The sequence below is a fragment of the Nonomuraea sp. NPDC003727 genome, assembly GCF_053586935.1.
In genome coordinates this window covers 308,393-332,954 of sequence record NZ_JBSFNE010000002.1, presented here as the reverse complement: position 1 = coordinate 332,954, position 24,562 = coordinate 308,393, and the positions used below count along the sequence as shown (strand labels likewise).

Here is a 24,562-nt window from a genome sequence, read left to right as displayed (position 1 = left end):
TAAGGGCGATCCCCGATGCTGCCTTTCCCATCGCCGGAGCAGCATGGAGACATGAGGACGAAAGGCCTGGTGGCCCTGGGTGCGCTGGTGTTGGCCACGACCGCGTTGACCGGCTGCGGCAGTGGATTCATGGCGATGAGCGGGCCCGCCGACGAGAAGACCGAGACCTACGAGGTGAAAGACAAGGTCGCGGTTCTGGACGTGATGAGCGGCGCCGGCGACATCGTGATCAACGAGACCGGCAGGACCGGGATCAAGGTCACCGAGAAGCAGCACTGGCGAGACCACGAGCCCGAGACCACGCACGAGGTGAAGGGCGACACCCTTGAACTGCGCTACGACTGCGCGCGCGGCGACAGCTGCTGGGTGGACTACACGATCGAGGTGCCGAAGGGCCTGCGGATCGCGGCCGAGGCCGGGTCGGGCGACGTCACGATGCGTTCCCTGACGGGCGAGGTCGAGGCCAAGGCGGGCTCGGGCACGATCGACGCCAACAACCTCGGCGGCAAGCGCGTCCTCGCGGAGACCGGCTCGGGCGGCGTCGAACTGAGGTTCACCAACCCGCCCGACAGCGTCGAGGCGCAGGCCGGCTCCGGCGACGTCACGCTCTACCTGCCCAACGTCCCCTACGACGTCGTCACCGAGGTCGGTTCCGGCGACGCCCAGGTGAAGGTGACCGACGACTCGAACTCGCCGCGCAAGGTCAGCGTCCGCACGGGCTCGGGCGACGCGCGCGTCCTGCCTCGTTGACCGGTTCCGCAGTCTCGTCGACGTCGGCCTGCCTCGTTGATTAACCAGGTGACTGACCGGCCGGCCGTCGGGGATGATTCTGAGACATCCGAACGTTGCCTCCTAGAGATGACACGAATGCACAACGACTCCCGTACTCGCTACACGCGTGACTCCGCCGCCACCTTCGCCACCGACGACGTCGAGATCGGCGAGCTGGATCTGGAAGAGCGCCATGCGCTCCGCCGTGTGGCGGGCCTGTCCACCGAACTCCAGGACGTCACCGAGGTCGAGTACCGCCAGCTACGGCTGGAGCGGGTCGTCCTCGTGGGCGTGTGGACCTCAGGCACGGCGGCCGAGGCGGACAACTCGCTCCTGGAGCTCAAGCTCCTGGCCGAGACCGCCGGCTCGGAGGTCCTCGAGGGCCTCATCCAGCGGCGGCAGAGCCCCGACCCGGCCACCTACATCGGCTCGGGCAAGGCGCTCGAGCTGCGCGACGTGGTCGAGGCGACCGGCGCCGACACCGTGATCTGCGACGGCGAGCTGAGCCCCGGCCAGCTCCGCCAGCTCGAGGAAGTGGTGAAGGTCAAGGTCATCGACCGCACGGCGCTGATCCTCGACATCTTCGCCCAGCACGCCAAGAGCCGCGAGGGCAAGGCCCAGGTCGAGCTGGCCCAGCTGCAGTACCTGCTGCCGCGCCTGCGCGGCTGGGGCGGCAACCTGTCCAGGCAGGTCGGCGGTCGCGCCGCCGGCGGCGTGGGCATCGGCGGTCGCGGTCCCGGTGAGACCAAGATCGAGCTGGACCGGCGCCGCATCCGCGAGCGCATGGCCAAGCTCCGCCGCCAGATCGCCGGCATGTCCACCGCGCGCGAGACCATGCGCGCGCACCGCTCGGGCCGCGAGGTCCCGGCCGTCGCCATCGCCGGCTACACCAACGCGGGCAAGTCCTCGCTGCTCAACCGCGTCACCGGCGCGGGCGTGCTGGTCGAGGACGCGCTGTTCGCCACCCTCGACCCGACCGTGCGCAGGGCGCGCACGCCGGAGGGCAGGCTGTTCACGATCGCCGACACCGTCGGGTTCGTCCGGCTGCTGCCGACCCAGCTGGTCGAGGCGTTCCGCTCCACACTGGAGGAGGTCGCCGACGCCGACCTGATCCTCCACGTCGTCGACGGCTCGCACCCCGACCCGGAGGGCCAGCTCAGCGCGGTCCGCCAGGTCTTCTCCGAGATCGACGGCGCGCTCGACGTGCCCGAGATCGTGGTGATCAACAAGGCCGACGCCGCCGACCAGGACGTGCTCGACAGGCTGGTCAGGGCCGAGCGCAACAGCGTCGTCGTCTCCGCCCGCACGGGCGAGGGGATCGGCGAGCTGACGGCCATGATCGAGAGTCAGCTGCCGGTGCTCGACCACGAGGTGTTTCTGCTCGTGCCGTACGGCAGGGGGGACCTGATCTCCCGCGCGCACACGGAGGGTGAGGTGATCTCCGTCGAGCACGTGGGCGACGGCACCGTCCTCCACGCTCGCGTGCCGTCGAGCCTCCTGCACGAACTGGTGGAGGTCGGCAAGCCCGTCGAACGGGTCTGAGCTGCGAGAATCGCGCGGGGATTCCCCGCGCGATTCTCACATTTTCGGGCAAAACCACGGTGGTCCTTGAACGTTTGGATTGCTACCATAAGTCAAGCCTTACCGACACTGATGGCGCGGGTATCGAGATGGCTGCTGCGAGTGATGTCACCTGCGGGGGCCGAAAGGGACGGACGGGGCCGAGCTGCTCCAAGAGGCGCAGACGCCGTTGTGATGCGCGGGCTTTCTTCCGAATAACCCTGTACAGCAAGCCGACCTGTGAAATAACGTAACTGAACTGAAATCGTCGGATCATGAGCCCGGCGACCGGTCACCGCACGATCGCTGCGGATGAGAGCAGGAGACCCCCGATGTCGGCCGGACCCGGAGCGGACTCAGTGGGCGCGGTAGCCGCCGCTCGCTCTCCGCTGCCTGTGTGCGGGGTGGTGCGATGACCGTTCGGCTGCTCACCAACATCGGCCGCATGTGGACGGGCAACGACGTCATCAGCAATGCGGCCCTCCTCGTTCACAACGACCGCATCGCCTGGGTGGGCCGTGCGGCCGACCTCCCGCAGAGCGTCCCCGGCGTCGTCGACGACATCGTCGACGTCGACCAGGTCGAGAACCTCAGCGGCGCGCTCGTCACCCCCGGCCTGATCGACGCGCACACCCACCCCGTCTACGCCGGCAACCGCTACGCCGAGATGGCCATGCGCTCCAGCGGCTCCTCCGCCTCGGCGATCAACGCGGCGGGCGGCGGCATCGGCTCCACCGTCACCGTGACCCGCGGCACCGACCCGTGGACGCTGTGCAACGGCGTGCGCGAGCGGCTGCGCTCCTGGCTGCTCAGCGGCACCACCACCGTCGAGGCCAAGACCGGCTACCACCTCACCCGCGACGGCGAGCTGGCCGACGTGCGGCTCCTGCGCGAGCTGGAGAAGGAACCGATGATGCCGCGCGTGCACGTCACCTTCCTGGCCGCGCACGTCGTGCCGCCCGAATACTTCGGCCGCCAGCGCGACTACGTCGAGGCCGTGGGCGCGTGGTGCGCCGACGCGGCCGCGGCCGGCGCCGACAGCGTCGACGTCTACTGCGACGAGGGCCACTTCACCACCGAGGAGTCGCGCTGGGTGCTGGCCTCGGGCCGCAACGTCGGGCTGCTGCCGCGCGTCCACGCCGGCGCCTTCAGCCGCCGCGGCGCCGTCCAGCTGGCCGCCGAGCTCGGCTGCGCCTCCGCCGACCTGCTCCACCACACCTCCGACGAGGACATCGCGGTCCTGTCCCGCTACGGCGTGCCCGCCGTGCTCTGCCCCGCCACCGCGATGCAGCGCGGCAGCCTCCCGCCGGTCCGCCGCATGATCTCCCAGGGCGTCACCATCGCGCTCGGCAGCGACCACAACCCCGGCCACTGCGGCATCACCTCCATGTCGCTGGTCATCAGCCTGGCCGTGGCGGCGTTCGGCATGAGCGTCGGCGACGCGCTGCGGGCGGCCACGCTCGGCGGCGCCACCGTGCTCGGCGCCCCCGACAGGGGCGTGCTGGCGCCCGGACGGCTGGCCGACATCGTGCAGTGGGACGCCGACCACGAGGGCGCCTTCGCCTGGTCCTTCGGGCTGAAGCCGCGCCGGGTCTGGCGGGGCGGCACGCCGGTCCAGTAGCTACTCTCTGGGTATGCCGCCCCCCGTCGCGATCGTGACCGACTCCACGGCCTACCTGCCCGCCGTTCCGCCCGGGGTGACGGTGGTGCCGCTCCAGGTGATCGTGGGCGGCCGGCCGTACGACGAGGGCACGCAGACCGGCATCGGCGAGTGGACCCCTGTGACCACCTCCCGGCCCGCCCCCCACCGCTTCGCCGCCGCCTACGCGGCGGCCTTCGCCGCCGGCACCCCCGGGGTCGTCTCCGTGCACCTGTCCGGCGACCTGTCCGGTACGGCCGAGGCGGCCAGGCTCGCCGCCGAGGAGGCTGCAGGGCCGGTCCAGGTGGTCGACAGCAGGTCCATCGCCATGGGGCTGGGCTTCCCCGTCCTGGCCGCGGCCAGGGCCGCCGCGGCGGGGCGGCCCCTCGACGAGGTCGCGCAGGTGGCCGCCAGGTCGGCCGCGCGCACCCAGACGTACTTCTACGTCGACACGCTGGAGTACCTGCGCCGCGGCGGACGCATCGGAGCCGCGGCCACACTGGTCGGCTCGGCGCTGGCGATCAAACCGCTGCTGCACCTGCAGGGCGGCCGGATCGTGCCGCTGGAGAAGGTCCGGACAGCGGGGCGCGCCATCGCCCGGCTGGAGGACCTGGCGGTGCAGACGGCCGGGACCGAGCCGGTGGACGTGGCCGTCCAGCACCTGTCGGCCCAGGGACGCGCGGAGGCGCTGGCCGAGCGGCTGACGAAGCGGTTGCAGCGGCTGGTACGGATGAGCGTGGTCGAGGTGGGAGCGGTGATCGGGGTCCACGTGGGGCCGGGCGCGCTGGGCATCACGGTGTCGCCCACCTCGTGACCGAGGCCGTCCCCGGCCTGGTTGCGCCGGGGTTTCTGCTTTGTGACACGGGTGTGTGGCGGCGTTGGGCGGTTCGGCCGGGTTGTGTCCAGACGTCCCGCCGTCTGACCCGGCCGCACAGCGGCGTTCGTCTCCTCGACCGGCGTTTCCAGACGTCCCGCCGTCTGATCCGGAACCCGCGGGCGTTCGGCCTCTCGGCCTGCGGTTCCAGACGTCCTGTCGTCTGATCCGGAGCGCCCGCAGGCGTTCGGCCTCTCGGCCTGGTTGTCCACAGGCGTCTCGACTCACTGACCCTGTTGTCCACAGAACCAGGTTCGGTGAGCGGCTTGAGGGCGTGCCGGGCCTACCTTCTCGAGTTGTGCGGAACTCGGAGGAGAACGTTGAGCGGGCAGTGGCCGCACGCCGGCTACGGCGGGCCACCTCGATGCCCTCCTCCGGCATGCGCGTCCCTCAGAGCCGCGCGGGAACCGCGCTACCCTCAGCCAGCATCCCACCCACCCCTTCGGACCCTTCGGGCTCTCGTCGGGCGGCGGGCCTCGCCCTGCCTTCCTCTGCCACTCCCGACTCCAGCCCCGGCGTTGTGGCGTCCACCGAACCCATCGGCCCCAGGGGCGATGTCCTGCTACACCCGGGTGCCTTCGCGCCACCCGCGCCTGGCGATGTCCTGGCCTCTGCCTCAGTCCCAGGCCGGACACCTGGCGACGCTCTGCCCTCAGCGGCCCCCCTTGCCCCTCACCGAGCAACGAACGACACCGAGCCGATCGCTGCCCCCTTCGGCCGCCACCGAGCAACCAGAGGCGCCGATCTGGCCTCAGCGTTCTCGGAGCCGGGCGGAGCACGCAATGACGCCGGGCCTGCTCCTGCCGTCGGTGGCCACGCTAGGACAGCGGGTGACGCGCTGCCCTCCGTGGCCGCCGTCGGCCTCCATCGCCCGGTGGGAGATGCCGGTCTGGCCTCGGCCGCCTTCGACGCGCGCGGGGCGCGTGGTGATGCAGGGCCGCTTCCTGCCCACGTCGATCACTCTCGGGGGGCGGGTGACGCGTTGCCTCCCGTGGCCGCCGTCGGCCCCCACCGCCCGGTGAGAGACGCCGGTCTGGCCTCGGCCGCCTTCGACGCGCGCGGGGCGCGTGGTGATGCAGGGCCGCTTCCTGCCCTCGGTGGGCACTCTCGGGGGGCGGGTGACGCGTTGCCTCCCGTGGCGGCCGTTGGCCTCCATCGCCCGGTGGGAGATGCCGGTCTGGCCTCAGCCTCCTTCGATCCGCGCGGGGCGCGTGGTGATGCAGGGCCGCTTCCTGCCCACGTCGATCACCACCGGCCACAGCGAGTCGCCGATCTGACCACGGTGTCCGTCAACCCGCGCCAGTCAGGCGGCGTTGTCGAGTCAATCGCTGTCCCCTTTGGCCGCCGGCGGACAGCCGGCGATGTTGATCTAGCCGGGGTCTCCATCGACCAGCGCGCGGCAGACCGGGATGGTGAGTCAACCGCCACCTTCGCCTCCCACCGGAAGCCGTTTGATGCCCAACTCGCCGCACATGGCATCCCAGCCACCCCTGGTCTCCACCACGCGAGCGGCGACGACCGGCACTACTTGCACCCCGCGGTCTTCTCGCTCTCAGCACCGGACGGCCACCTCTCAGCACCGGACGGCCACCTCTCAGCACCGGACGACCGCCTCTCAGCACCGGACGGCCACCTCTCAGCACCGGACGACCGCCTCTCAGCACCGGACGGCCACCTCTCAGCACCGGACGGCCACCTCTCAGCGCCGGACGACCGTCTCTCAGCGCCGGACGGCCGTCTCTCGGCACCGGACGACAACCCGCATCCACGGGAGAAGCCGGCCGATGCCCGGGCGCACCCCTACGACCGCCGAGTCGTCCGCCGGCCGAGCGGCAGAACACCGGATGACCTCACCATCCCCGCCCCCGAGCAGACCGACGAGTTCCTTCACTCACCCGCCACCGTCGACCGCGGACACCACAACGACTGGGATCCCGCCCCACGAATGGGCCAGACCAACTCTGACAGCATCTCCCCGCCCGTCCCGTCCTCTTTCGCCGCCTTCCGCGCCGCCGTCACCGCGCAGGCACCCGCCCTCGACCCCGGGCGTCCGGGCCTGCGCGTCCTCCTCGTTCTCGGTCTCATCGCCGCCGTCGCCGGCGGGATCTACGCCTGGCGGTCCAGCCCCACCCCGGAACCCCTCGCCGCCCCACCCCCGATCAGCGGCTCCGCCGCGCCCCCGGCCGCCGTCGTCAGCCCCACGCCCACCTCGTCGGTCCTGGTCCACGTCACGGGCAAGGTACGCAAGCCCGGTGTCTACACCCTCCCCGGCGGCTCGCGTGTCGCCGACGCCGTCGAGGCGGCGGGCGGCGCACGTACCGACACCGCTACCGCGTCGGTCAACCTCGCCAGACGCCTGGTCGACGGCGAACAGATCGTCGTCGGCGCCCCGGGCGGCGTCAGCCAGGGCGGCACGGTCGCCGCCCCACCCGGCTCGGACCTGCTCGACCTGAACACCGCCACCCCCGACCAGTTGGAGCAGTTACCAGGAGTGGGCGAGGTGCTCGCCGCCAGGATCGCCGAGTTCCGTGCGACCCACGGCGGATTCCGCAGCGTCGACCAGCTGCAGGAGGTAACCGGCATCGGCGAGAGAAAGTACGCCGACTTGAAGGACAAGGTCCGTGTCTGACGCCGTTCGGGCGGCCCGGAGGTGACGAAACGACATGCCGCCATCGAAATGGACCGCGCTGTGGTCGCCAGTCCAGAGCGCTCAGAACGGCCGGCCGGCAAGGAGGCCCCATGAAGATTCAGCCCTCCAGCCAGAGGACCCCCGTCCTGAATGGTCAGCCACCTTCTCGGTGGTCCTGGTCCCGCCCGCGCTCGCCTCCTGGGCGACCGCACTGGTCCTCTTGGGCTGCCCCGCACCGGTGGGCTGGGCCTGCGCGGTGGCCGCCGCGCTGGGCGCCGCGGCGATTCCTCTCACTGTTGCCTTCCTGCGCACCCACCGGCGTCCGCACCTCAACGACGTCGCCAGGATCGAGGACGCACAACACTCCCGCATTGGCCAGTCAGAGGGCGCTCAACGCCTTGGTCCGCCAGTTCAGCGCCATGTCGGCGATCGACACACCCTCTTCACCCTCGCCCGGCAACTCTGGACGCGCCGGACCCGCCAGCCGGCGAACCACCGCCACAGGGAGGACCCCCAGCGCATCTGGATGAATGTCGCCATCGCCGTCCTCGGCTGCGTCGCCGCCACCAGTGCCGGTGTCGCCTTCCGGGTGCACGCCGTCACCACCGGCCCGGTGGCCGAGCTCGCCGCGAAGGAGGCGACCGTCCACGCCGACATCGTGCTCACCGGTGATCCCCGCGTGCGACGTGCCAAAGCCGCCTTCCACGGCGACAGTGTGGTGGTCGAGGCCACGATCGAATCCCTCGACACCCCGGCAGGACGGCTCGCCGTCCACAGCCCTGTCGTGGTGTTCGGATCGGGCGGCGCGTGGCGGCCGCTTCTGCCCAGCCAGCGCCTGCGCGTGACGGGCAGGCTGGGCACCGCCGAACCGGGCGAGCTGGTCGGCGCCGTGCTGCTCGTCCGGGGCCCGCCGGTGGTCCTGTCCGCGCCATCGGCCCTGCAGACAGTGGCCGGTGACCTGCGTGCGGGCCTGCGACGTGCGACGGACGTGCTGCCGCCCGACCAGCGTGGCCTGCTTCCCGGACTCGTCGTGGGTGACGAGTCGCGCATGGACCCGAACGTCAGCGCCGACTTCAAGGACGCCGGGCTCAGCCACCTGACCGCTGTCAGCGGAGCCAATCTCGCGATCATGTCGGGCGCGGTGGTGGCGCTGTCCCGGCTCGCCGGGATGCCGCTCGCCGTACGGGCGGGGCTGGCGGCGGTCGCCATGCTCGCGTTCGCGGTCGTGGCCCGCCCTTCGCCGAGCGTGTTGCGGGCGCTGCTGATGGGGCTGGTCGGCGCGGTCGCCCTGGGCACCGGTCGCGCGCGGGACGGCGTCGCGGCACTGGCGGGCACCGTGCTGCTGTTGATCATGTTCGATCCCGGTCTGGCCCGCGAGTACGGCTTCGCGCTGTCGGTCTGCGCCACGGGCGGCATCCTGCTGCTCGCCCCCCGCTGGCGAGACCGGCTGTCGGCAAGGATGCCGCGCTGGGCCGCCGAGGCCGTGGCCGTACCGGCGGCGGCGCAGGCGGCGGTGACCCCCGTGCTGGTGCTCATGGCCGGGCAGGTGCAGCTGGCCGCGGTTCCGGCCAACCTGCTGGCGGGGCCCGCGGTGGCACCGGCGACCGTGATCGGGTTCGCGGCGACGCTGGTGGCGCCCGTCTCGATGGAGTTGGCGCGGCTCCTCGTGCTCCCCGCGGGCTACGCGGTCGGCTGGATCATCGCCGTGGCCGAGCACGCCGCCCGGCTTCCACTGGCCGAACTGCCGTGGCCGGGCGGCCTCGCCGGGCTGCTGCTGCTCGGTGGGGCCGCCGCGGTGGCCATACCGCTGCTGCGGCGCGCGGGGACTCGCAGCATCGTCCTGGTCATGGGTACGGCGGGCCTGGCCGCCGTGCTCGTGGCCGGGCCGGTGATCGCCCCGTGGCCGCCGCCGCGCTGGCTGTTCGTGGCATGCGACGTCGGGCAGGGCGACGCTCTCGCGGTCGCCGCGGGCCAGGGACGAGCCGTCGTCGTCGACACCGGACCTGATCCCACCCTGGTCGACCGCTGCCTGCGCGACCTGGCGGTCCGGGAGATACCGCTCCTCATCCTCACCCATCCGCACCGCGACCACGTCGGCGGTCTCGACGGCGTCTTCAGGTCGGGACGGCGCGTCGGCGCGGTCATCGTCAGCCCCGGTCGTGCTCCGGTCGGCGAGTCCGCCCGCATCTCGAGGGACCTCAGCAGGCGCCGCATCCCCGAATGGGTCGCGGCACCGGGCGCCCGCTGGCGGTTCGGCCCCTCCGAGCTGAACGTGCTCGGCCCCGCTCCGGGCTCCCTGCCCAGCGGGCCGGGCGAAGGGAGCGTGATCAACAACGAGAGCGTGGTTCTCCTCGTGCGCTGGGCGGCGGGCTCCATGCTGCTCAGCGGCGACGTCGAGACGGAGGCGCAGGTGCAGCTGCTGCGAGCGGGACTGCCGCGCGCCGACCTCATCAAGGTCCCCCACCACGGTTCGGTACGGCAGGACCCTCGCTTCCTCGCGGCCATCGGGGCGAGGGCGGCGTTGATCAGCGTGGGGTCGGACAACGGGTACGGGCATCCGTCCCCGCGCACGGTGGGGTTGCTGCATCGGCTCGGCATGCGCGTGCACCGGACCGACCAGTCGGGCGCCCTGGCGGTCATCGACCAGTCGGGCCGCCTCGCGGTGGTGTCCAAGGGGCGGCCCGATGGATGACCTGCGGCTTCTGCTGGATCCAGGTCTCGTGGAGGTGCCGCCAGCGCAGGCCGTGAGGAGCGGCGGCGTCACGGACGAGGACCACCGTGGCACGGCGGTCGCGCGGATCGGGTCCGAGGTGGTGCTCGTCGTAGGTGGCGACCACCACGGTCCCGGCCTCGGCCACCACCGTGACGTTCCGGATCTCGATCGTGAGGGCGGGCGCGGCGCCGTGCGCGGGTTCGATCATGGCCAGCAGGTGAGGCATGGTCAGCGTCTCGCCGTCCGGGGTGACGAAGGTGAAGTCGGGTGTGTGGGCGGAGGTGAAGGCGTCGAGGTCGGTGCGCGGGCCACGTCCGGTGAGCCAGCGTTCGATGACCTCGTGATGGCGCTCGACCTCGGCTCTGGCCGCCTCCAGGGTCGCTTCCAGGCGGAGTGCGGAGGAGGTGAGGTCCGGGGTCGTGTCGGATTCCATGCTGGTCTCGGCTTTCGCGGTAGTGGGTCAGTTGATCTTCATGAGCGGGTCGCCCGTCGCGGTAGAGGCGCTGATGGGCAGGTTGGTCAGCAAAAGGAGCAGGCAGGGGCCACAGGACGGGGACGTGGTCAGCAGGGCGGCGGGCGTCCCTGGGGCGGCGTCTCGAAACGTGGGGTTTCGAAGTGCGATGTCCTGAAGCGCAGGGTCCCCGGCCGCCTCCACACCCGTCTTGGTCTCCGCGCAGGGCGGTTGCATGCGCCTGTCGTACTCAGGAGTGGGGCGGCCGGACGTTCCCGCAGCCGCGGGTGGCAGTGTGCAGCGGTCTCATCCTCCGCAGACCCAGTGACAAGGAGCGCAGCGGTCTCATCCTCCGCATACCTGGTGACAACCCGTCGAAGAGAGCGGAGGGAGCGGCGGTCAGGGGGCGAGGTCGTGCCAGGGGCGGGCGGCGATCCAGTCGTGGAGCCGGGTGAGGCGGATGCCGAGGGCGGCTTCGAGTTCGGCGGGGTTGAGGCCGTAGACGTCGCCGTCGTTCTCCGCGACCCAGCGGTAGGTCCCGGCGACGCCTTCCGCGGTGGATGCTCCGAGCGCGTGGGTCAGGGCCTTCTCGAACTCGTCGACGTCCTGGGCGACGAACCGGACGGGACGGCCGAGGACCGTGGCGAAGGCGGCGGCGAGCATCGGCCCGGTCACCACGTCGGGGCCTCCGACGTCGAGGGTGAGGGCGGATGGGGTGGTCAGTGGTTGGGTGAGGGCGGCGACGGTGGCGGTGGCGAGGTCGTCGTGGCTGAGCCAGGCGACTCGGGCATGGACGGGCAGCGGGTAGCGCAGTTCGCCCTCGTGGACGAGTGGCCCCGCCACCCACGGCGCGCACAGGTTGTCCAGGTACACCGGCGGGCGCAGCACCACGGTGGGCACCCCGCTCGCCGCCAGGGTCGCCGCCGCCGTCCGGCGCGTCTCGAAGGCCGCCACCGTCGTCGGCTCGGAAGGGATGCGGGTGCCGGTGTTCAGGACCAGCCGGCGCACGCCCGCCTCGGCCGCCGCCGTAGCGATGTTGCGCACGTACGAGTCCACGACCGGGGCCGAGTACACCATGGGTAGCATCACGCTGGCGTGCGTCACCCCGTCGAACGCGGCCCGTACGGCGGAGGCGTCGGCGAGGTCGCCGATCACCGGCTTCACGCCGTCGGGCAGGCCCGCGCCCGTTCTGGTAAGTCCGATCACCGAATGTCCCGAACCGACGAGACGTCGAGCCACCGCGCCGCCCTGGGCTCCGCTGGCACCGATCACGAGAATGTTCATGCCGTCCAGCCTGCTGATCACTGTGGCTACGATCGATAAAGGCAAGTCTTCAAAGCTTTAAGGATCGTCCGTGAATGAGGATCTGCTGAGCGAGCTGCTGACGCCGCTGCGGCTGCACGGCGTCTTCCACAGCCGGTGGTCGGCGCGCGCCCCCTGGGGGATCGCCGGCAAGCGCGAGCACTGCGCGCTGCTCCACTACGTCCAGGAGGGCGAGTGCACGGTGGAGATGCCTGAACTGCCCGAGCCGGTACGGCTGCGCGCGGGCGACCTGGCCGTCTTCCCGCATGGCGCCGCCCATCGCCTGACTGATCGGCCGGGCAGCGCGACCGTGCCGCTCGCCGCGGTGCTGCCCCAGCGGGAGCCCGGCGGTGCCCGCACGGTGGAGATCGACGGTCCCGGCGCCGCCACGACGATGCTGTGCGGCGGCCTGCACTACGACGGGGCCGCCGCCGCGCCGCTGTACCAGGCGCTGCCACCGGTGCTCGTCCTGGACAGGAAGCTGCTCGAAAGCCAGCCGCTGCTGTCGGGCACACTCGACCTCCTGGCGGCGGAGTGGCAGGGCGGTGAGCCCGGCGGGGTGCTGGTGGCGTTGCGGGCGTTCGAGCTCGTGTTCGTGCTGGCGCTGCGGGTGGCGTTGCGCGATCTCGACAAGCCGGTGCTCCATGCTCTGCGGCATCCGGGGATCAGCCGGGCGCTGCTGGCCGTGCAGACGAGGTTCGCCGAACCGTGGACTCTGGCGTCGCTGGCGGGGGAGGCGGGGCTGTCACGATCGGCGTTCGCGGCGAGCTTCCGTGAGCTGGTGGGGGAGGCGCCGATGCGGCATCTGATGGCGCGCCGGATGCAGGAGGCCTCCCGGCTGCTGAAGGAGTCGGCGTTGCCGCAGAGCCGGATCGCCGAGCGGGTCGGCTATCGGTCGGAAGTGGGCTTCCACCTGGCCTTTCGTCAGTGGTGCGGGCAGACGCCGGGGGAGTACAGGCGTTCGGGAGGGGCGCCGCCGGTCGCGCGCTGACCGTGGCCAGGCGGCGGTCCGGCGGCGGCGGTCCGGTGGCGGAGGCGGGCGTGGCGGCGGTGGCGGGCGCGGTTGGGCTCGGGTCGGCTTGGTGGTGGAGGCGGTCGGCGACTGGTGGCGGAGACCTGCGTGGCGGTGGCACGCGCGGTCGGGCTCGGGTCGGCTCGACGGCGAGGCGGTCGGCGACTGGTGGTTCGGCGGTGTGGGTCGGGGAGGTGCGGAGTGGGTGCGGCGGCGGGCGCGGTTGGGCTGGGGTCGGCTCGACGGCGAAGGCGGTCGGGGACCGGTGGTTCGGCGGTGTGGGTCGGGGAGGTGCGGAGTGGGTGTTGGAGGCTCCTGGACTGGTGTCGTTCGCAGGTGGAGGGGCGGGTGGGGATGGAACGGCGGGGCGGGCGGTCGGTCGGGTTGGCAGGCCGAGGCGTCGGGCCAAGGGGGTCGGGCCAAGGGGGTCGGGCCAAGGGGGTCGGGTCAAGGGGGTCGGGCCATGGGGAGGGTGGTGTTGGCGGGTCGGCGTTACGGGGGCCGGCCCCGTGGGCCCGCAGTAGCGTGATGGACGGGCGGTCACCGGTGACCGCGGTGGCCTATCGGGTGCTTGCCGTACAGGAGAATTGACCGCATGGTGACGTTGGTCGTCGGGGACGAGGAACTGCTGGCCGAGCGGGCGGTCGGCGCCGTGGTCGGCGCCGTGAAGGCGCAGGGCGCGGGCGCGGAGGTGCACGATCTGGTCGGCGGCAAGGTCGAGCCCGGTGAGCTGACGCGCCTAACCTCGCCCTCGCTGTTCGGCGACAGGTCGGTGGTGGTCATCAGGTCCGCGCAGGACCTGTCCAAGGAAGTGATCACCGAGGTCGTCGGCTATGCCAAGAACCCTGGCGACGACACCGTCCTGGTGCTGGTGCATCCGGGGGGTGCCAAGGGCAAGGCGCTGGTCGACGGCATCAAGAAGACCAAGGCCGAGGTCGTCACCGTCAGCAAGCTGACCAAGCCCGCCGAGCGGCTCGACTTCATCAAGAGCGAGATCAAGCGGGCGGGCCGGACGATCACCGGGGACGCCGCCCAGGCGCTGCTCGACGCGGTGGGCAACGATCTGCGCGAGCTGGCCGCGGCCTGTAGCCAGCTGGTGTTCGACACCGAGGGCAAGAGCATCGACCTGAACGCCGTCGCCCGCTACCACAAGGGCCGGGCCGAGGTGAGCGGGTTCACGGTGGCGGACTCGGCGGTCGAGGGCCGCCTGGCGGATGCGTTGGAGCAGGTGCGCTGGGCGTTGAGCACGGGGGTCGCGCCGGTGCTGCTGGTCAGCGCGCTGGCCAGGTCGTTGCGGTCGCTGGCCAAGGTGGGCGGGGCGGGGCGCAACGTGCAGGCCGCGCAGCTCGGGATGGCCCCGTGGCAGATCAACAATGCCAAGCGGCAGCTCCGGGGGTGGGGTCCCGAGGGGCTGGCGGCGGCGCTGATGGCGGTCGCCGCGGCCGACGAGCAGGTCAAGGGCGGGGGTGCCGACCCGGCCTACGCGCTCGAGCACGCCATCCAGACGATCGTCGCCGCCAGGAACGGCCGCTGAACGGCGCGCCCGGCCGTTGAGCGGCGCGTCCGGCCGTTGAAGGTCGGCGGTTGTCCAGGTCCTGCCGGACGGTGGGGCGGGTCCCGCCCAGGCGAGCGGTCTCTCGGGCCGCGCGTCGTCGGCGTCGCGCGCCGGATTCGGGATCATTCGGTCCGGATCCGGGTCACCCGGGCCGGGTTCGTGTCATGCGGGCGGGCCGCTGAGTCCAAGGCTTTCGGCCTGTGTCGCCAAAAGCGGTGGGTCGGGGTCGAGGTTGGTGTCTGGCGGGGCGGTGGGTCGGGGTCGGGGTTGGTGTCTGGCGGGGCGGTGGGTTGGGGTCGAGGTTGGAGTCCGTCAGGCGGTAGGCCGGGGTTGAATCGAGGTTCGGTGGTCAGGGCGGCTGGCCGGGGTCGATGTTTCGTGCCGTCACGATCACGGACCGGGGGCGGGTGTCCCGGTGTCAGCCTCGGGCTGATTCCACGCTGGTCAGGAGGCGCTTGAGGAGCCCGTCGAGGACCTCCTGTTCGTCCGGCTCCAGGACGGCGACCATCGCCTTCTCCGCTCTCGCTCTGACCTGCATCGCCGCCGACCACAGCGCGTGTCCCTTGTCCGTCAGCGCCACGTCGACCCTGCGCCGGTCCTCCTCGCTGCGGATCCGGCGCACCAGCTCGGCCTTCTCCAGTGTGTCGATGCGTCCGGTCATCCCCGCGGGTGACAGCATCAGCTCGCCCGCCAGCTCGGACGGCGTGGCCTGCCGGGAGTCGCGGGAGGCCAGCCGGTGCAGCGTCTCGAACTCGAAGTCCTGCATCCCGACCTCGGCCAGCGCCGCCTCCTTGGCGAGGCGGACGTGCTTCACCAGCAGCTGCATCCGCGTGATGATCGCCTCCGCTCGCTCGTCGTAGGGCGCCTTGCCGTGCCAGCGCGCCAGGTGCTTGTCGACAGAATCATACGTTGACGAAACATTCGCTGGCGAACTATTCTCCCGTCCCATGCTGACCAGACTAGTGATCGGCCGGGCGTTGTCCGCGCTGGCGACCGCGCTCATCCCGACGACGCTGACCCTCGTCGTGCTCAGGGTCACCGGCGACGCCGCGGACCTGGGCCTCGTGCTGGCGTGCGAGCTGGTGCCGATGCTGGTGCTGCTGCCGTTCGGCGGCGTGCTCGCCGACCGCTTCCCGCCCGAGCGGGTCGCGCTGCTCGCGGACCTGACCAGGTGCGCCGCCCAGGCGGCGATCGGGGTGGAACTGCTGGCCGGTGTCGAGAGGATCGCCGACCTGGCAGTGCTCGCCGCGATCACGGGAGCGGCGGTGGCGTTCGGCACGCCTGCCGTACCCAGGCTGGTGGCCGCGACCGTGGAAGGACCGGCGCGGCTGCGCGCCAACGCGCGGATCAGCCTGGCCACCAGCCTGTCGGCCGTGGGCGCGCCCGCCCTCGCCGGGGCGCTCGTCCTGGGCGCGGGCCCCGGCTGGGCATCGCTGGTCACCGCCGCGCTCTTCGCGGCCTCCGCCTTCACCCTGGGCGGCGTCCGTACGGCCACGGCCGCCCCCACCGGCAAGCACTCGCTGGCCAGGGGCTGGCAGGAGATCAGGCGCCGCCCGTGGTTCCTGGTCAGCGTCCTGGGCCACGGCGTGTGGCACTTCTGCGCGGGACTGTTCCTCACGCTCGGCCCGCTGATCACCGTCCGCGGTGGCGAGACGATGTGGGTGATCATCGTGCAGTGCGGCACGGTGGGCATGCTCGCGGGCGTGTTCGTCGCGCCCCGCCTGCCGGTCCGCAGCCCGCTCGTCGGCTGCGCGGTGGGCGCCTCGCTCTACGCCGTGCCGCTCGCGGCGCTCGCCGTGCCGCTGAACGGGTGGGCGGTGGCGGTGGCCTACGGCGTGGCGATGTTCGGGCTCGGCGTGCTCGTGCCGCTGTGGGAGACCGTGGTCGCCGACAGGATCCCGGTGGAGGCGCTGGGCAGGGTGCGCTCCTTCGACTCGCTGATCTCGTTCGCCAGCCGTCCGCTCGGCCTGGCCGTCGCCGCCCCGCTGGCCGGATGGGCCGGTACGGCGGTGCCGCTGTGGGTCGCGGCGGTCGCGGTGGCCGCGGCGAGCCTGAGCGTGCTGGCCGTACGGGAGGTCAGGACGCCTGCGCCGCGGCCTCTCGCAGCACCCCGTCGCTGATCTCCAGCACCCTGTCGGCCAGCGAGATCAGGCTCTGGTCGTGGGTGGCCACCAGCGCGGTGACGCCCTCGCTGCGCACCAGCGCCCTGATCAGCTGCATGATCTGCCGCCCGGTCTGCGAGTCGAGCTGACCTGTCGGCTCGTCGGCCACCAGCAGGCGCGGCCGGTTGGCCAGCGACCTGGCGATCGCCACCCGCTGGCGCTGGCCGCCCGACAGCTCGTAGGGGCGCTGGTTGGCGTGCTGCTCGAGCCCGACCAGCGACAGCAGCACGCGCACCCGCTTGTCGCGCTCGTCGACGGGCGTGCGGGCCAGGCGCATCGGCACGCCGACGTTCTCGGCCGCCGACAGCACCGGGATCAGGCCGAACGACTGGAAGACGAAACCCACCACGTCCCTGCGCAGCGCCAGCAGCCGGTCCTCGGGAAGCGAGGTGACCTCCTGCCCCGCCACCACCACGCGTCCGGCGTCGGGCCGGTCCAGCCCGCCGATCTGGTTCAGCAGCGTGGTCTTGCCCGAACCCGACCTGCCGGTGATCGCCACCAGCTCGCCGGGAAAGGCCGCGAAGGAGACCTCGCGCAGCGCGACGACCTCCTTGGGCCCCGTCCGGTAGACCTTGCGCAGACCCTCCACGACCACCAGCGGCTCAGCGCTCATCCGCGGGCTCCTCACGCGACGGCCACACCCCGATGTGGTCGGACTCCAGCTCGAGGCGCACCCTGCGCTCCATGTCGAGGGCGCTCATGAAGTCGCGCGGCAGCTGCAGCCTGCCCGCGCGGTCGAGGACGGCGTACTCCTCGGCGATGATCTGACCCTCGGCGCCCTCGCGGCGCAGCGTCTCGCTGCTGGTACGGCCGTCGCGGATGCCGATCGTCCGGTCGACCTGCTCGGAGACCAGCGCGTCGTGCGTCACGATGACCACGGTGACGCCGAGCTCGCGGTTGGCCCTGCGCAGCGCGTCGAACACCTCCTCGGAGGTCTCGCTGTCGAGTTCGCCGGTCGGCTCGTCGGCCAGGATGAGCTGCGGCGAGTTGGCCAGCGCCACGGCGATCGCGACGCGCTGCTGCTCGCCGCCCGACATCTCCGACGGCTTCCTGCCCGCGCAGGCGCCGACGCCCAGCAGGGTCAGCAGTTCCATCGCCCGGTTCCTGTCCTTGGTGCCCGCGAGCTTCATGGGCAGCTCGACGTTCTCCCTCGCGGTCAGGTAGGGGAGCAGGTTGCGCGCGGTTTGCTGCCAGATGAAGCCGACCACCTCGCGCCGGTAGCGCAGCCGGTCCTTGGCCGTCATCGACAGCAGGTCCATGCCCGCCACCCTGGCCACGCCGGCCGTCGGCACGTCGAGGCCCGACAGCACGTTCAGCAGCGTCGACTTGCCCGAGCCTGACGCGCCGACGATCGCGATCAGCTCGCCCTTCTGGATCAGCAGGTCGAGGCCCTGCAGGGCGACCACCTCGACGCCCTCGGTCTTGTAGATGCGGACCAGGTTGTCGCAGACGATGTGCGCGTCGGCGCCGAAGACGGGGCGCTCCCGCGCGGCCCGCGCCTCGAGGTCGGAGATGGTGGGCGTGCTGGTCACCGGTCACCCTCTGGGGCGGAGCCGAGGGCTGCCTGGGCGATGATCGTAATCATGGGGAGATCTCCCGGACGGCCATGAGAGCGGCGAGGACGGTGCTCTGTTGAACCCTCGGGGATGGTCATGGGTCACGGCAAGTGGATCTTCTCAATGGTGACACAGCTGAAACGCCGGGGTGATGTCCGAACTGTGACACATTCTCCATGCGGTCCGGATATTTCCTGGCATGGGGGACGCCGCAGGCGTACAGGCGCGGGGCCACCCGCGTGCGGCAGGCCGCAGGCGCGCGGGGCCTACGGCAGCTGCGGTCACCGGCGTGCGGCAGGCCGGGGGTATGCGGGCCCGCGGCAGGTCGCGGGCACACGAAAACGCCGCACCCCGTCATCCGGAGTGCGGCGTCGCTGGAGCGTCTGCGACTACTTGGCAGCCTGCAGCGCGGCGGCGCGCTGAGCGATCGCCGACTTGCGGTTGGCGGCCTGGTTCTTGTGGATGACGCCCTTGCTGGCGGCCTTGTCGAGCTGGCGGGCGGCGGCGCGCTGCAGCACCACGGCCTCGTCGACGTTGCCCTGCTCGGCGGCCTCGCGGAACTTGCGGATCGCCGTCTTCAGGGAAGACTTGACAGCCTTGTTGCGCAGACGAGCCTTCTCGTTCTGCTTGTTGCGCTTGATCTGGGACTTGATGTTCGCCACGAAGAAGCCTCGGTGAAGGTCAGGAATCGGATGGGGCGCGCGGGCTCGATGAGAGGGCGCGCCACACGCAGTTGAACAGGTTACCAATAATTCAGGTCGCCGCTCAAATCGACGACCTGCGCCTCACCAGCATACGGGCTGACTCACAGGACCTCACTCCTCACGGCCTCCCGGCGCGCCCACCTCGCCGTTCTCTCCCGGCGAGGGCGTCGGCCGGGCCCAGTGGTCGGCGTACTCCTTCCAGTCCTGCTCCGTCGCCGCGAAGTCAACGTACAGCGCCAGCCCGAAGCCCTCCCGCCTGCCGTACGACGACAACGCCAAGCGGGCCGCCTCGCCCGCGAGTGCCACGCTCTCCGCCGCGTCGCCGTACGGCACGCCGTGGTCGTGGTAGGCGGGCGCGCCGACGAGTATCGACGTGGCGGCGGGGGTGAGGTCGAGCGCGAGACCCGCCTGCCGGACGACGTACCCGCCGTACAGCCACTGCAGCGGAAGGCCGGAGTCGTAGGTCATGATCGCCACCTGGTCCGTACGGCCGGCGACCTCCTGGTAGTAGCCCTGCGACCAGTACTTGTCGTGGCCGAGGATCGCCCGGGTCGCCGGCCGCATGAGCGGATAGGGCTCGATCTGGGGCGTCGAGACCGACAGCAGCCTGGTCAGCGGCCTGGTGCGGTCCAGCAGGTCGAGGAAGTCGGTGTCGCCGTCGCCGATCGGCTCGAAGTTGTAGTGGATGCCGTCGAACCCGAGGTCCATGATGTGCTGCGCCCCCGCCAGGACGCGGGCACGGGCGGCGGGGTCGTCGAGGTCGAGGCCGTTCTTGACGGCCTGCCCCAGCCAGGCCGAGACCCGCACATCAGGCAGATGTTTCCGCCACCACTTCAGAAAATTTCCGGCATTGGGGTGCTTGGCGGGGTTAAGGCTGCCATCCCATTCGAAGGGGCCGGAATGAACGTAGACGTCCCTGATGCCGGTGCCGCGCAGCCGTGCCGCCATCGCCTCCACGTCGCGCTCCGTGCGGCGGCCGTCGACCCACGCGTGCCCGAGCCACAGCGCATCGTTGCCCGTGCTCTTCGCCCAGGCCTCCGGTGCCCCGGTAAACTGGAGCCGAAGTGCCGTCGCCAGGAGGGCGGCGAGCGCGACCAAGACGGCCAGGGCCAGCGCCAGTACGCGCAGACCGTGGCGGATGACGGTTCGGGCAACCACCCGGGCATGTCACCATGAAAGACGCTTGACCTCAACCCTTGTCGAAACGGACTTCGGTGCGCAATCAGCCTGGCCAGACCGACCCCGCGTTGATCCGCAACTTCTGCATCATCGCGCACATCGACCATGGCAAGTCGACGCTTGCCGACCGGATGCTGCAGATCACCGGCGTGGTCGACGATCGCTCGATGCGCGCCCAGTACCTCGACAGGATGGACATCGAGCGCGAACGCGGCATCACGATCAAGTCGCAGGCCGTGCGGCTGCCGTGGAACGGCCACGTCCTCAACATGATCGACACGCCGGGCCACGTCGACTTCACCTACGAGGTCTCGCGGTCGCTGCAGGCGTGCGAGGGCGCGATCCTCCTGGTCGACGCCGCACAGGGCATCGAGGCGCAGACGCTGGCCAACCTCTACCTGGCCATGAACAACGATCTGCACATCATCCCGGTGCTCAACAAGATCGACCTGCCCGCCGCGCAGCCGGAGAAGTTCGCCGAGGAGCTCGCGGGGCTCATCGGCTGCGACCCCTCCGACGTGCTGAGGGTCTCGGGCAAGACAGGCATCGGGGTGAAGGAGCTGCTCGACCACGTCGTGGAGACCGTTCCGGCCCCCGTGGGCGACGCCGACGCGGCGGCGCGCGCGCTGATTTTCGACTCGGTCTACGACACCTACAGGGGCGTCGTCACCTACGTCCGGGTCGTCGACGGCCACCTGGGCAAGCGCGAGCGCATCACCATGATGTCCACGCAGGCCACCCACGAGACGCTCGAGATCGGGGTGATCTCGCCCGAGCCGAAGGTGGCCGAGAAGGGGCTGGGCGTCGGCGAGGTCGGCTACCTCATCACCGGCGTGAAGGACGTGCGCCAGTCGCGGGTCGGCGACACCGTCACCTCGGCCGCGCGTGGTGCCACCGAGATGCTGGCGGGCTACGACCACCCCAGGCCGATGGTGTTCTCCGGGCTCTACCCCATCGACGGCGACGAGTATCCCGAGCTGCGCGAGGCGCTCGACAAGCTGCAGCTCAACGACGCCTCCCTGGTCTACGAGCCGGAGACCTCCGCCGCGCTCGGCTTCGGCTTCCGCGTGGGCTTCCTCGGCCTGCTGCACATGGAGATCATCCGCGAGCGGCTGGAGCGGGAGTTCGGCCTGTCGCTGATCTCCACCGCGCCGAACGTGGTCTACCGGGTCGTCATGGAGGACGGCAAGGAGATCACGGTCACCAACCCGTCGGAGTTCCCGACCGGCGGCAAGATCGCGCAGGTCTTCGAGCCGGTCACCAAGTCCACGATCCTGGCGCCCGCCGAGTTCATCGGCGCGATCATGGAGATCTGCCAGGGCAGGCGCGGCCAGCTCCAGGGCATGGACTACCTGTCGGAAGACCGCGTCGAGATCCGCTACACGCTTCCGCTCGGCGAGATCATCTTCGACTTCTTCGACCAGCTCAAGTCGCGTACCCGCGGCTACGCCTCGCTCGACTACGAGCCCGCCGGCGAGCAGGAGGCCGACCTGGTCAAGGTCGACATCTTGCTGCAGGGCGAGCCGGTCGACGCCTTCAGCGCGATCGTCCACAAGGACAAGGCGTACGGCTACGGCGTCGACATGGCCAAGAAGCTGCGCGAGCTGATCCCACGGCAGCAGTTCGAGGTGCCGATCCAGGCGGCCATCGGCGCGCGCGTGATCGCCCGCGAGAACATCAGGGCGATCAGGAAGGACGTCCTCGCCAAGTGCTACGGCGGTGACATCTCGCGTAAGCGCAAGCTGCTGGAGAAGCAGAAGGAAGGAAAGAAGCGCATGAAGATGGTGGGCAGGGTCGAGGTGCCGCAGGAGGCCTTCGTCGCCGCGCTGTCCACCGAGTCGAGCGCGGACAAGGCCAAGAAGTAGCCACCCGAAGTCGTCACCGAGGTAGTCACCGCACCAGGGCCCGGAGCTCCCCGCTGGAGCACCGGGCCCTGTCGTGTTTCCGGGAGCAGGGGCCTGCGGTGTTTCGGAAACAGGGCCTGCGGTTCTTCCGGAAACAGGGCCCGGTGCTTCCGGAAGCAGAGGTCCGCGGTCTTCCGGAAGCAGAGGTCCGCGGTGCTTCCGGAAACAGGGGCTCGCGGGGTGCGGGGTCGGTGACACCGGTGGGTCCCGTGTGGGTTCCATGTTGGTCCCGTGTGGGGGTGGCCTGGTTCGTTGTCCGAGCAGTCGGTCCGGCCACCCGCCGGCTCCACGGCGCGGGGTTGATCCCGTTGCCGGCCTGAGCTCGTCGCGGGGCGGGATCGGCTGCCGGGGCGGGGCCGGCCGCCGGAGCGGGTGGATCGTGGCGGCCGGTTTTTGTCGGTGCGGTGCCGTAGCTTCTTCTCGGATCGAACACATGTCCGACTGTGGAGGTGGCATGGACGGCGACATCGTCGAGTCCGAGCGGTTCGTCAAGGCCGCCGTGCTGGGTGTGGCGGTGGCCGAGGAGACCCGGCGGCTGTTGCGGCTGCATTTCACGCCGAGCGAGGTGGGCTCCGACGGAAGAGTGCACGTCGAGGTGCCGTATCCCGACTCGGCGGTGGTGGAGGCGGTGCTCGACGTGGCGGCCGAGTGTTTCGGGGAGAAGGGGTCCTCGGTCGAGGAGATGCGGCAGGCCGCGCTGGACAGCCTGTTACAGCTGGCCGGGTTCGACGAGGAGTCGCCGTTGCACCGGCGGGCCTGCTGACCTCGCCTCCCCGGTTCCTACCCGGCAACGCCGTACGCCGGCGGGGCTTCTGACTCCTTCCCGGTTCCGCCCGGCAACGCCGTACGACCGTGTGCGAGGGCGCTCCTCCTTGGCGCGAGAACGCGGGAAGGGGAGAAGGAAGCCGGGTCGGGAGGCAAGGGTTCCCGCCGTACGGGAGCCGGGCCGGGAGGCGAGGGCTTCCGCCGTACGGGAGCCGGGCCGGGAGGCGAGGGCTTCCGCCGTACGGGAGCCGGGCCGGGAGGCAAGGGTTCCCGCCGTACGGGAGCCGGGTCGGGAAGCGAGGGCTTCCGCCGTACGGGAGCGAGGCCGTCGGGGGAAGTGCAAGAGTCGCGAGGTCGGGGTGGGGGGTGCGCTCGGGGAAGAGGCGCGGGGCCCGGTCGGTGGAAGGGCTGGTCCTGGGGAACGGGGGAGCGGGGTCGTGGGGACGGTGCGAACCCCTGCGCCGTCCCCACGAGACAACCTCCGAAGCGCCTACCGTGTCGGCGACGTCACCGGAGCACCTGGTACAGCGCCGAGGTGAGCGAAGCCTTGGCGTCGTCCTGGTCGATGGACCACATCATCGACCCGCCCAACCCCTTGAGCCGGATGTAGGCGGCCTTCTGCGTCATCACCGCGGGATCGTCGTACGACCAGAACTCGTTGCCGTCGTACAGCCACACGGTGCCGGTGCGCAGGTCCCGGTACCGCTTGCCGGGCTTGCTCGCGAGGTCCTTGTAGTCCTCGCTGCCCGCCGCCCACTTGCCGGGCGCGGGTCCCGAGGCGGGCTGGTAGAGGCCGTCGCCGCCCGCGGTGACGCCGGTCCAGCCCTGCCCGTAGGCGGGCACGCCGACGACGATCTTCCGGGCGGGCGCACCGCGCGACAGGTAGTCCCGCACGGTCTGGTCGACGCTGTACCGCACGGGGTTCGGGTCGCGCCGGTCGGTGAGGAGGTTGCCGTTGTGCCCGGTCCGCGACTCCCACGAGCCGCGCAGGTCGTACCCCTGGACGGTGGCGAAGTCGAGCAGCCTGAACACCTTGCGCACCTCGAACCCGGCGTCGATCTTCGCCGCCGAGGCCGGCAGGAACGCGGTGAGCTCGGCGGAGCGGGAGTGCGCGGCCATCCGCGACCTGAGTTCGGCCAGGAACAGCGTGAAGTTGCGCTTGTCCTCGGGCCTGATCACGTTGCCCGGAGCGCCTTCGGAGCCCGGCCACTCCCAGTCGAGGTCGAGACCGTCGAACACACCGGCGCCCGCGCCCGGTTCGAGGCCCGGCAGGTCGCCCTTCAGCCACATGTCGACGCAGGAGGTGGCCAGCTTGGCGCGCGACTCGGGGGTGAGGACGGCGTCGGAGAAGTAGCGGGAGCCCGTCCACCCGCCGAGGGAGAGGAGCACGCGCAGCTTCGGGTGCTTGGCCTTGAGCTTGCGCAGCTGGTTGAGGTTGCCGTTGAGCGCCTGGCCGGGCGCGTCGGCGACGCCGTCCACGCTCTGCTCGGCGGGGACGGGGCGCTGCCAGTCGGCCCAGGGGTCGGCCGAGACGCAGGTGCCGTCCGCGCCGACGAAGCCGAAGGCGTAGTTGATGTGGGTCAGCTTGGCGGCGGCGCCGCTGGTGTCCATGTCCTTGACGTGGAAGTTCCTGCCGTAGACGCCCCACTGGATGAAGTAGGCGACCCGCTTGAACCCGCCGCGGGCCTCGGCGGGCAGCGCCACCGCCGTGAGGCCCAGGACTAAGGAGGAAAGGACGACGAGGACTCTCTTCACAGGCGTCTCCAGTCGGGCTAACTTATAGGAA

Annotated in this window: 19 protein-coding genes; 11 read left to right on the top strand and 8 right to left on the bottom strand. The window is 71.3% G+C overall.

Annotation, left to right across the window (positions count from 1 at the left end; genetic code table 11):
• Window positions 1–51: 51 nt before the first annotated feature.
• From ACWDLG_RS06790 to ACWDLG_RS06765, 6 genes are all read left to right on the top strand, one after another.
• Window positions 52–750: a DUF4097 family beta strand repeat-containing protein gene (locus ACWDLG_RS06790; RefSeq protein ID WP_449916764.1), complete on the top strand. Its 699-nt coding sequence runs from the start codon at window positions 52–54 to the stop codon at window positions 748–750.
• Window positions 751–867: 117 nt separating this feature from the next.
• Window positions 868–2,313, top strand: a complete 1,446-nt coding sequence (hflX, locus tag ACWDLG_RS06785; RefSeq protein ID WP_449917565.1) for a GTPase HflX — start codon at window positions 868–870, stop codon at window positions 2,311–2,313.
• A 430-nt stretch (window positions 2,314–2,743) separates the two neighbouring features.
• On the top strand, window positions 2,744–3,952 hold the full coding sequence (gene hutI, locus ACWDLG_RS06780) for an imidazolonepropionase (RefSeq protein WP_354906614.1): 1,209 nt from the start codon (window positions 2,744–2,746) through the stop codon (window positions 3,950–3,952).
• A 13-nt stretch (window positions 3,953–3,965) separates the two neighbouring features.
• Complete coding sequence (locus ACWDLG_RS06775) at window positions 3,966–4,784, top strand: DegV family protein (protein WP_449916761.1); 819 nt, start codon at window positions 3,966–3,968, stop codon at window positions 4,782–4,784.
• Window positions 4,785–6,789: 2,005 nt separating this feature from the next.
• Window positions 6,790–7,473, top strand: coding sequence for a helix-hairpin-helix domain-containing protein (locus ACWDLG_RS06770; protein WP_449916758.1), 684 nt, complete (start codon window positions 6,790–6,792; stop codon window positions 7,471–7,473).
• Between the two features lie 526 nt (window positions 7,474–7,999).
• A complete protein-coding gene (locus tag ACWDLG_RS06765; protein ID WP_449916755.1) occupies window positions 8,000–10,165 on the top strand; it encodes a ComEC/Rec2 family competence protein in 2,166 nt (721 codons plus the stop codon).
• On the opposite strand, the gene ACWDLG_RS06760 is transcribed toward ACWDLG_RS06765, so the two are convergent.
• Window positions 10,110–10,619 carry a nuclear transport factor 2 family protein gene (locus ACWDLG_RS06760; RefSeq protein ID WP_449916754.1) on the bottom strand — a complete coding sequence of 170 codons (510 nt, stop codon included), beginning with the start codon at window positions 10,617–10,619 and terminating at the stop codon, window positions 10,110–10,112. The two genes, ACWDLG_RS06765 and ACWDLG_RS06760, sit on opposite strands and share 56 nt — an antisense overlap.
• 417 nt (window positions 10,620–11,036) lie before the next feature.
• Entirely contained in the window at window positions 11,037–11,921 is an 885-nt protein-coding gene (locus ACWDLG_RS06755) for an SDR family oxidoreductase (RefSeq protein WP_449916753.1), read from the bottom strand.
• Window positions 11,922–11,991: 70 nt separating this feature from the next.
• On the opposite strand from ACWDLG_RS06755, the gene ACWDLG_RS06750 reads away from it, so the two are divergent.
• Both ACWDLG_RS06750 and holA read left to right on the top strand, forming a co-directional pair.
• On the top strand, window positions 11,992–12,930 hold the full coding sequence (locus tag ACWDLG_RS06750; RefSeq protein ID WP_449916751.1) for an AraC family transcriptional regulator: 939 nt from the start codon (window positions 11,992–11,994) through the stop codon (window positions 12,928–12,930).
• 616 nt (window positions 12,931–13,546) lie between these two features.
• Window positions 13,547–14,485 carry a DNA polymerase III subunit delta gene (holA, locus tag ACWDLG_RS06745; RefSeq protein WP_449916748.1) on the top strand — a complete coding sequence of 313 codons (939 nt, stop codon included), beginning with the start codon at window positions 13,547–13,549 and terminating at the stop codon, window positions 14,483–14,485.
• 439 nt (window positions 14,486–14,924) lie between these two features.
• Here holA and ACWDLG_RS06740 read toward each other — a convergent pair whose 3' ends face one another.
• A complete protein-coding gene (locus ACWDLG_RS06740) occupies window positions 14,925–15,332 on the bottom strand; it encodes a MarR family winged helix-turn-helix transcriptional regulator (RefSeq protein WP_449916745.1) in 408 nt (135 codons plus the stop codon).
• 121 nt (window positions 15,333–15,453) lie between these two features.
• Between ACWDLG_RS06740 and ACWDLG_RS06735 the strand changes: the two genes are divergently transcribed.
• Complete coding sequence (locus tag ACWDLG_RS06735; RefSeq protein WP_449916743.1) at window positions 15,454–16,626, top strand: MFS transporter; 1,173 nt, start codon at window positions 15,454–15,456, stop codon at window positions 16,624–16,626.
• Here ACWDLG_RS06735 and ACWDLG_RS06730 read toward each other — a convergent pair.
• From ACWDLG_RS06730 to ACWDLG_RS06715, 4 genes are all read right to left on the bottom strand, one after another.
• Complete coding sequence (locus ACWDLG_RS06730) at window positions 16,583–17,281, bottom strand: ABC transporter ATP-binding protein (RefSeq protein WP_354906602.1); 699 nt, start codon at window positions 17,279–17,281, stop codon at window positions 16,583–16,585. The two genes, ACWDLG_RS06735 and ACWDLG_RS06730, sit on opposite strands and share 44 nt — an antisense overlap.
• Window positions 17,271–18,200 carry an ABC transporter ATP-binding protein gene (locus ACWDLG_RS06725; RefSeq protein ID WP_449916740.1) on the bottom strand — a complete coding sequence of 310 codons (930 nt, stop codon included), beginning with the start codon at window positions 18,198–18,200 and terminating at the stop codon, window positions 17,271–17,273. Before ACWDLG_RS06725 ends, ACWDLG_RS06730 begins: the two co-directional genes overlap by 11 nt.
• A 413-nt stretch (window positions 18,201–18,613) precedes the next feature.
• A complete protein-coding gene (gene rpsT / locus ACWDLG_RS06720) occupies window positions 18,614–18,886 on the bottom strand; it encodes a 30S ribosomal protein S20 (protein ID WP_449916737.1) in 273 nt (90 codons plus the stop codon).
• 153 nt (window positions 18,887–19,039) lie between these two features.
• Window positions 19,040–20,086: a hypothetical protein gene (locus tag ACWDLG_RS06715; protein ID WP_449916734.1), complete on the bottom strand. Its 1,047-nt coding sequence runs from the start codon at window positions 20,084–20,086 to the stop codon at window positions 19,040–19,042.
• A 56-nt stretch (window positions 20,087–20,142) separates the two neighbouring features.
• Here ACWDLG_RS06715 and lepA point away from each other — a divergent pair, with 56 nt between their 5' ends.
• Together lepA and ACWDLG_RS06705 are read left to right on the top strand one after the other, a co-directional pair.
• Entirely contained in the window at window positions 20,143–21,972 is a 1,830-nt protein-coding gene (lepA, locus tag ACWDLG_RS06710; RefSeq protein WP_354906598.1) for a translation elongation factor 4, read from the top strand.
• A gap of 493 nt (window positions 21,973–22,465) precedes the next feature.
• Window positions 22,466–22,774, top strand: coding sequence for a hypothetical protein (locus ACWDLG_RS06705; protein ID WP_354906597.1), 309 nt, complete (start codon window positions 22,466–22,468; stop codon window positions 22,772–22,774).
• Between the two features lie 509 nt (window positions 22,775–23,283).
• Here ACWDLG_RS06705 and ACWDLG_RS06700 read toward each other — a convergent pair.
• Window positions 23,284–24,531, bottom strand: a complete 1,248-nt coding sequence (locus tag ACWDLG_RS06700) for a glycoside hydrolase family 18 protein (protein ID WP_354906596.1) — start codon at window positions 24,529–24,531, stop codon at window positions 23,284–23,286.
• Window positions 24,532–24,562: the final 31 nt, after the last annotated feature.

Bases quoted from the DNA above. Each gene is read 5' to 3' on its own strand.
- ACWDLG_RS06775 (WP_449916761.1), top strand. From the start codon at position 3,966: ATGCCGCCCCCCGTCGCGATCGTGACCGACTCCACGGCCTACCTGCCC.
- holA (WP_449916748.1), top strand. From the start codon at position 13,547: ATGGTGACGTTGGTCGTCGGGGACGAGGAACTGCTGGCCGAGCGGGCG.
- ACWDLG_RS06765 (WP_449916755.1), top strand. From the start codon at position 8,000: ATGAATGTCGCCATCGCCGTCCTCGGCTGCGTCGCCGCCACCAGTGCC.
- ACWDLG_RS06755 (WP_449916753.1), bottom strand. From the start codon at position 11,921: ATGAACATTCTCGTGATCGGTGCCAGCGGAGCCCAGGGCGGCGCGGTG.
- ACWDLG_RS06770 (WP_449916758.1), top strand. From the start codon at position 6,790: ATGGGCCAGACCAACTCTGACAGCATCTCCCCGCCCGTCCCGTCCTCT.
- ACWDLG_RS06730 (WP_354906602.1), bottom strand. From the start codon at position 17,281: ATGAGCGCTGAGCCGCTGGTGGTCGTGGAGGGTCTGCGCAAGGTCTAC.
- ACWDLG_RS06735 (WP_449916743.1), top strand. From the start codon at position 15,454: ATGCTGACCAGACTAGTGATCGGCCGGGCGTTGTCCGCGCTGGCGACC.
- ACWDLG_RS06790 (WP_449916764.1), top strand. From the start codon at position 52: ATGAGGACGAAAGGCCTGGTGGCCCTGGGTGCGCTGGTGTTGGCCACG.
- hutI (WP_354906614.1), top strand. From the start codon at position 2,744: ATGACCGTTCGGCTGCTCACCAACATCGGCCGCATGTGGACGGGCAAC.
- ACWDLG_RS06760 (WP_449916754.1), bottom strand. From the start codon at position 10,619: ATGGAATCCGACACGACCCCGGACCTCACCTCCTCCGCACTCCGCCTG.
- ACWDLG_RS06705 (WP_354906597.1), top strand. From the start codon at position 22,466: ATGGACGGCGACATCGTCGAGTCCGAGCGGTTCGTCAAGGCCGCCGTG.
- ACWDLG_RS06740 (WP_449916745.1), bottom strand. From the start codon at position 15,332: ATGCAGCTGCTGGTGAAGCACGTCCGCCTCGCCAAGGAGGCGGCGCTG.
- hflX (WP_449917565.1), top strand. From the start codon at position 868: ATGCACAACGACTCCCGTACTCGCTACACGCGTGACTCCGCCGCCACC.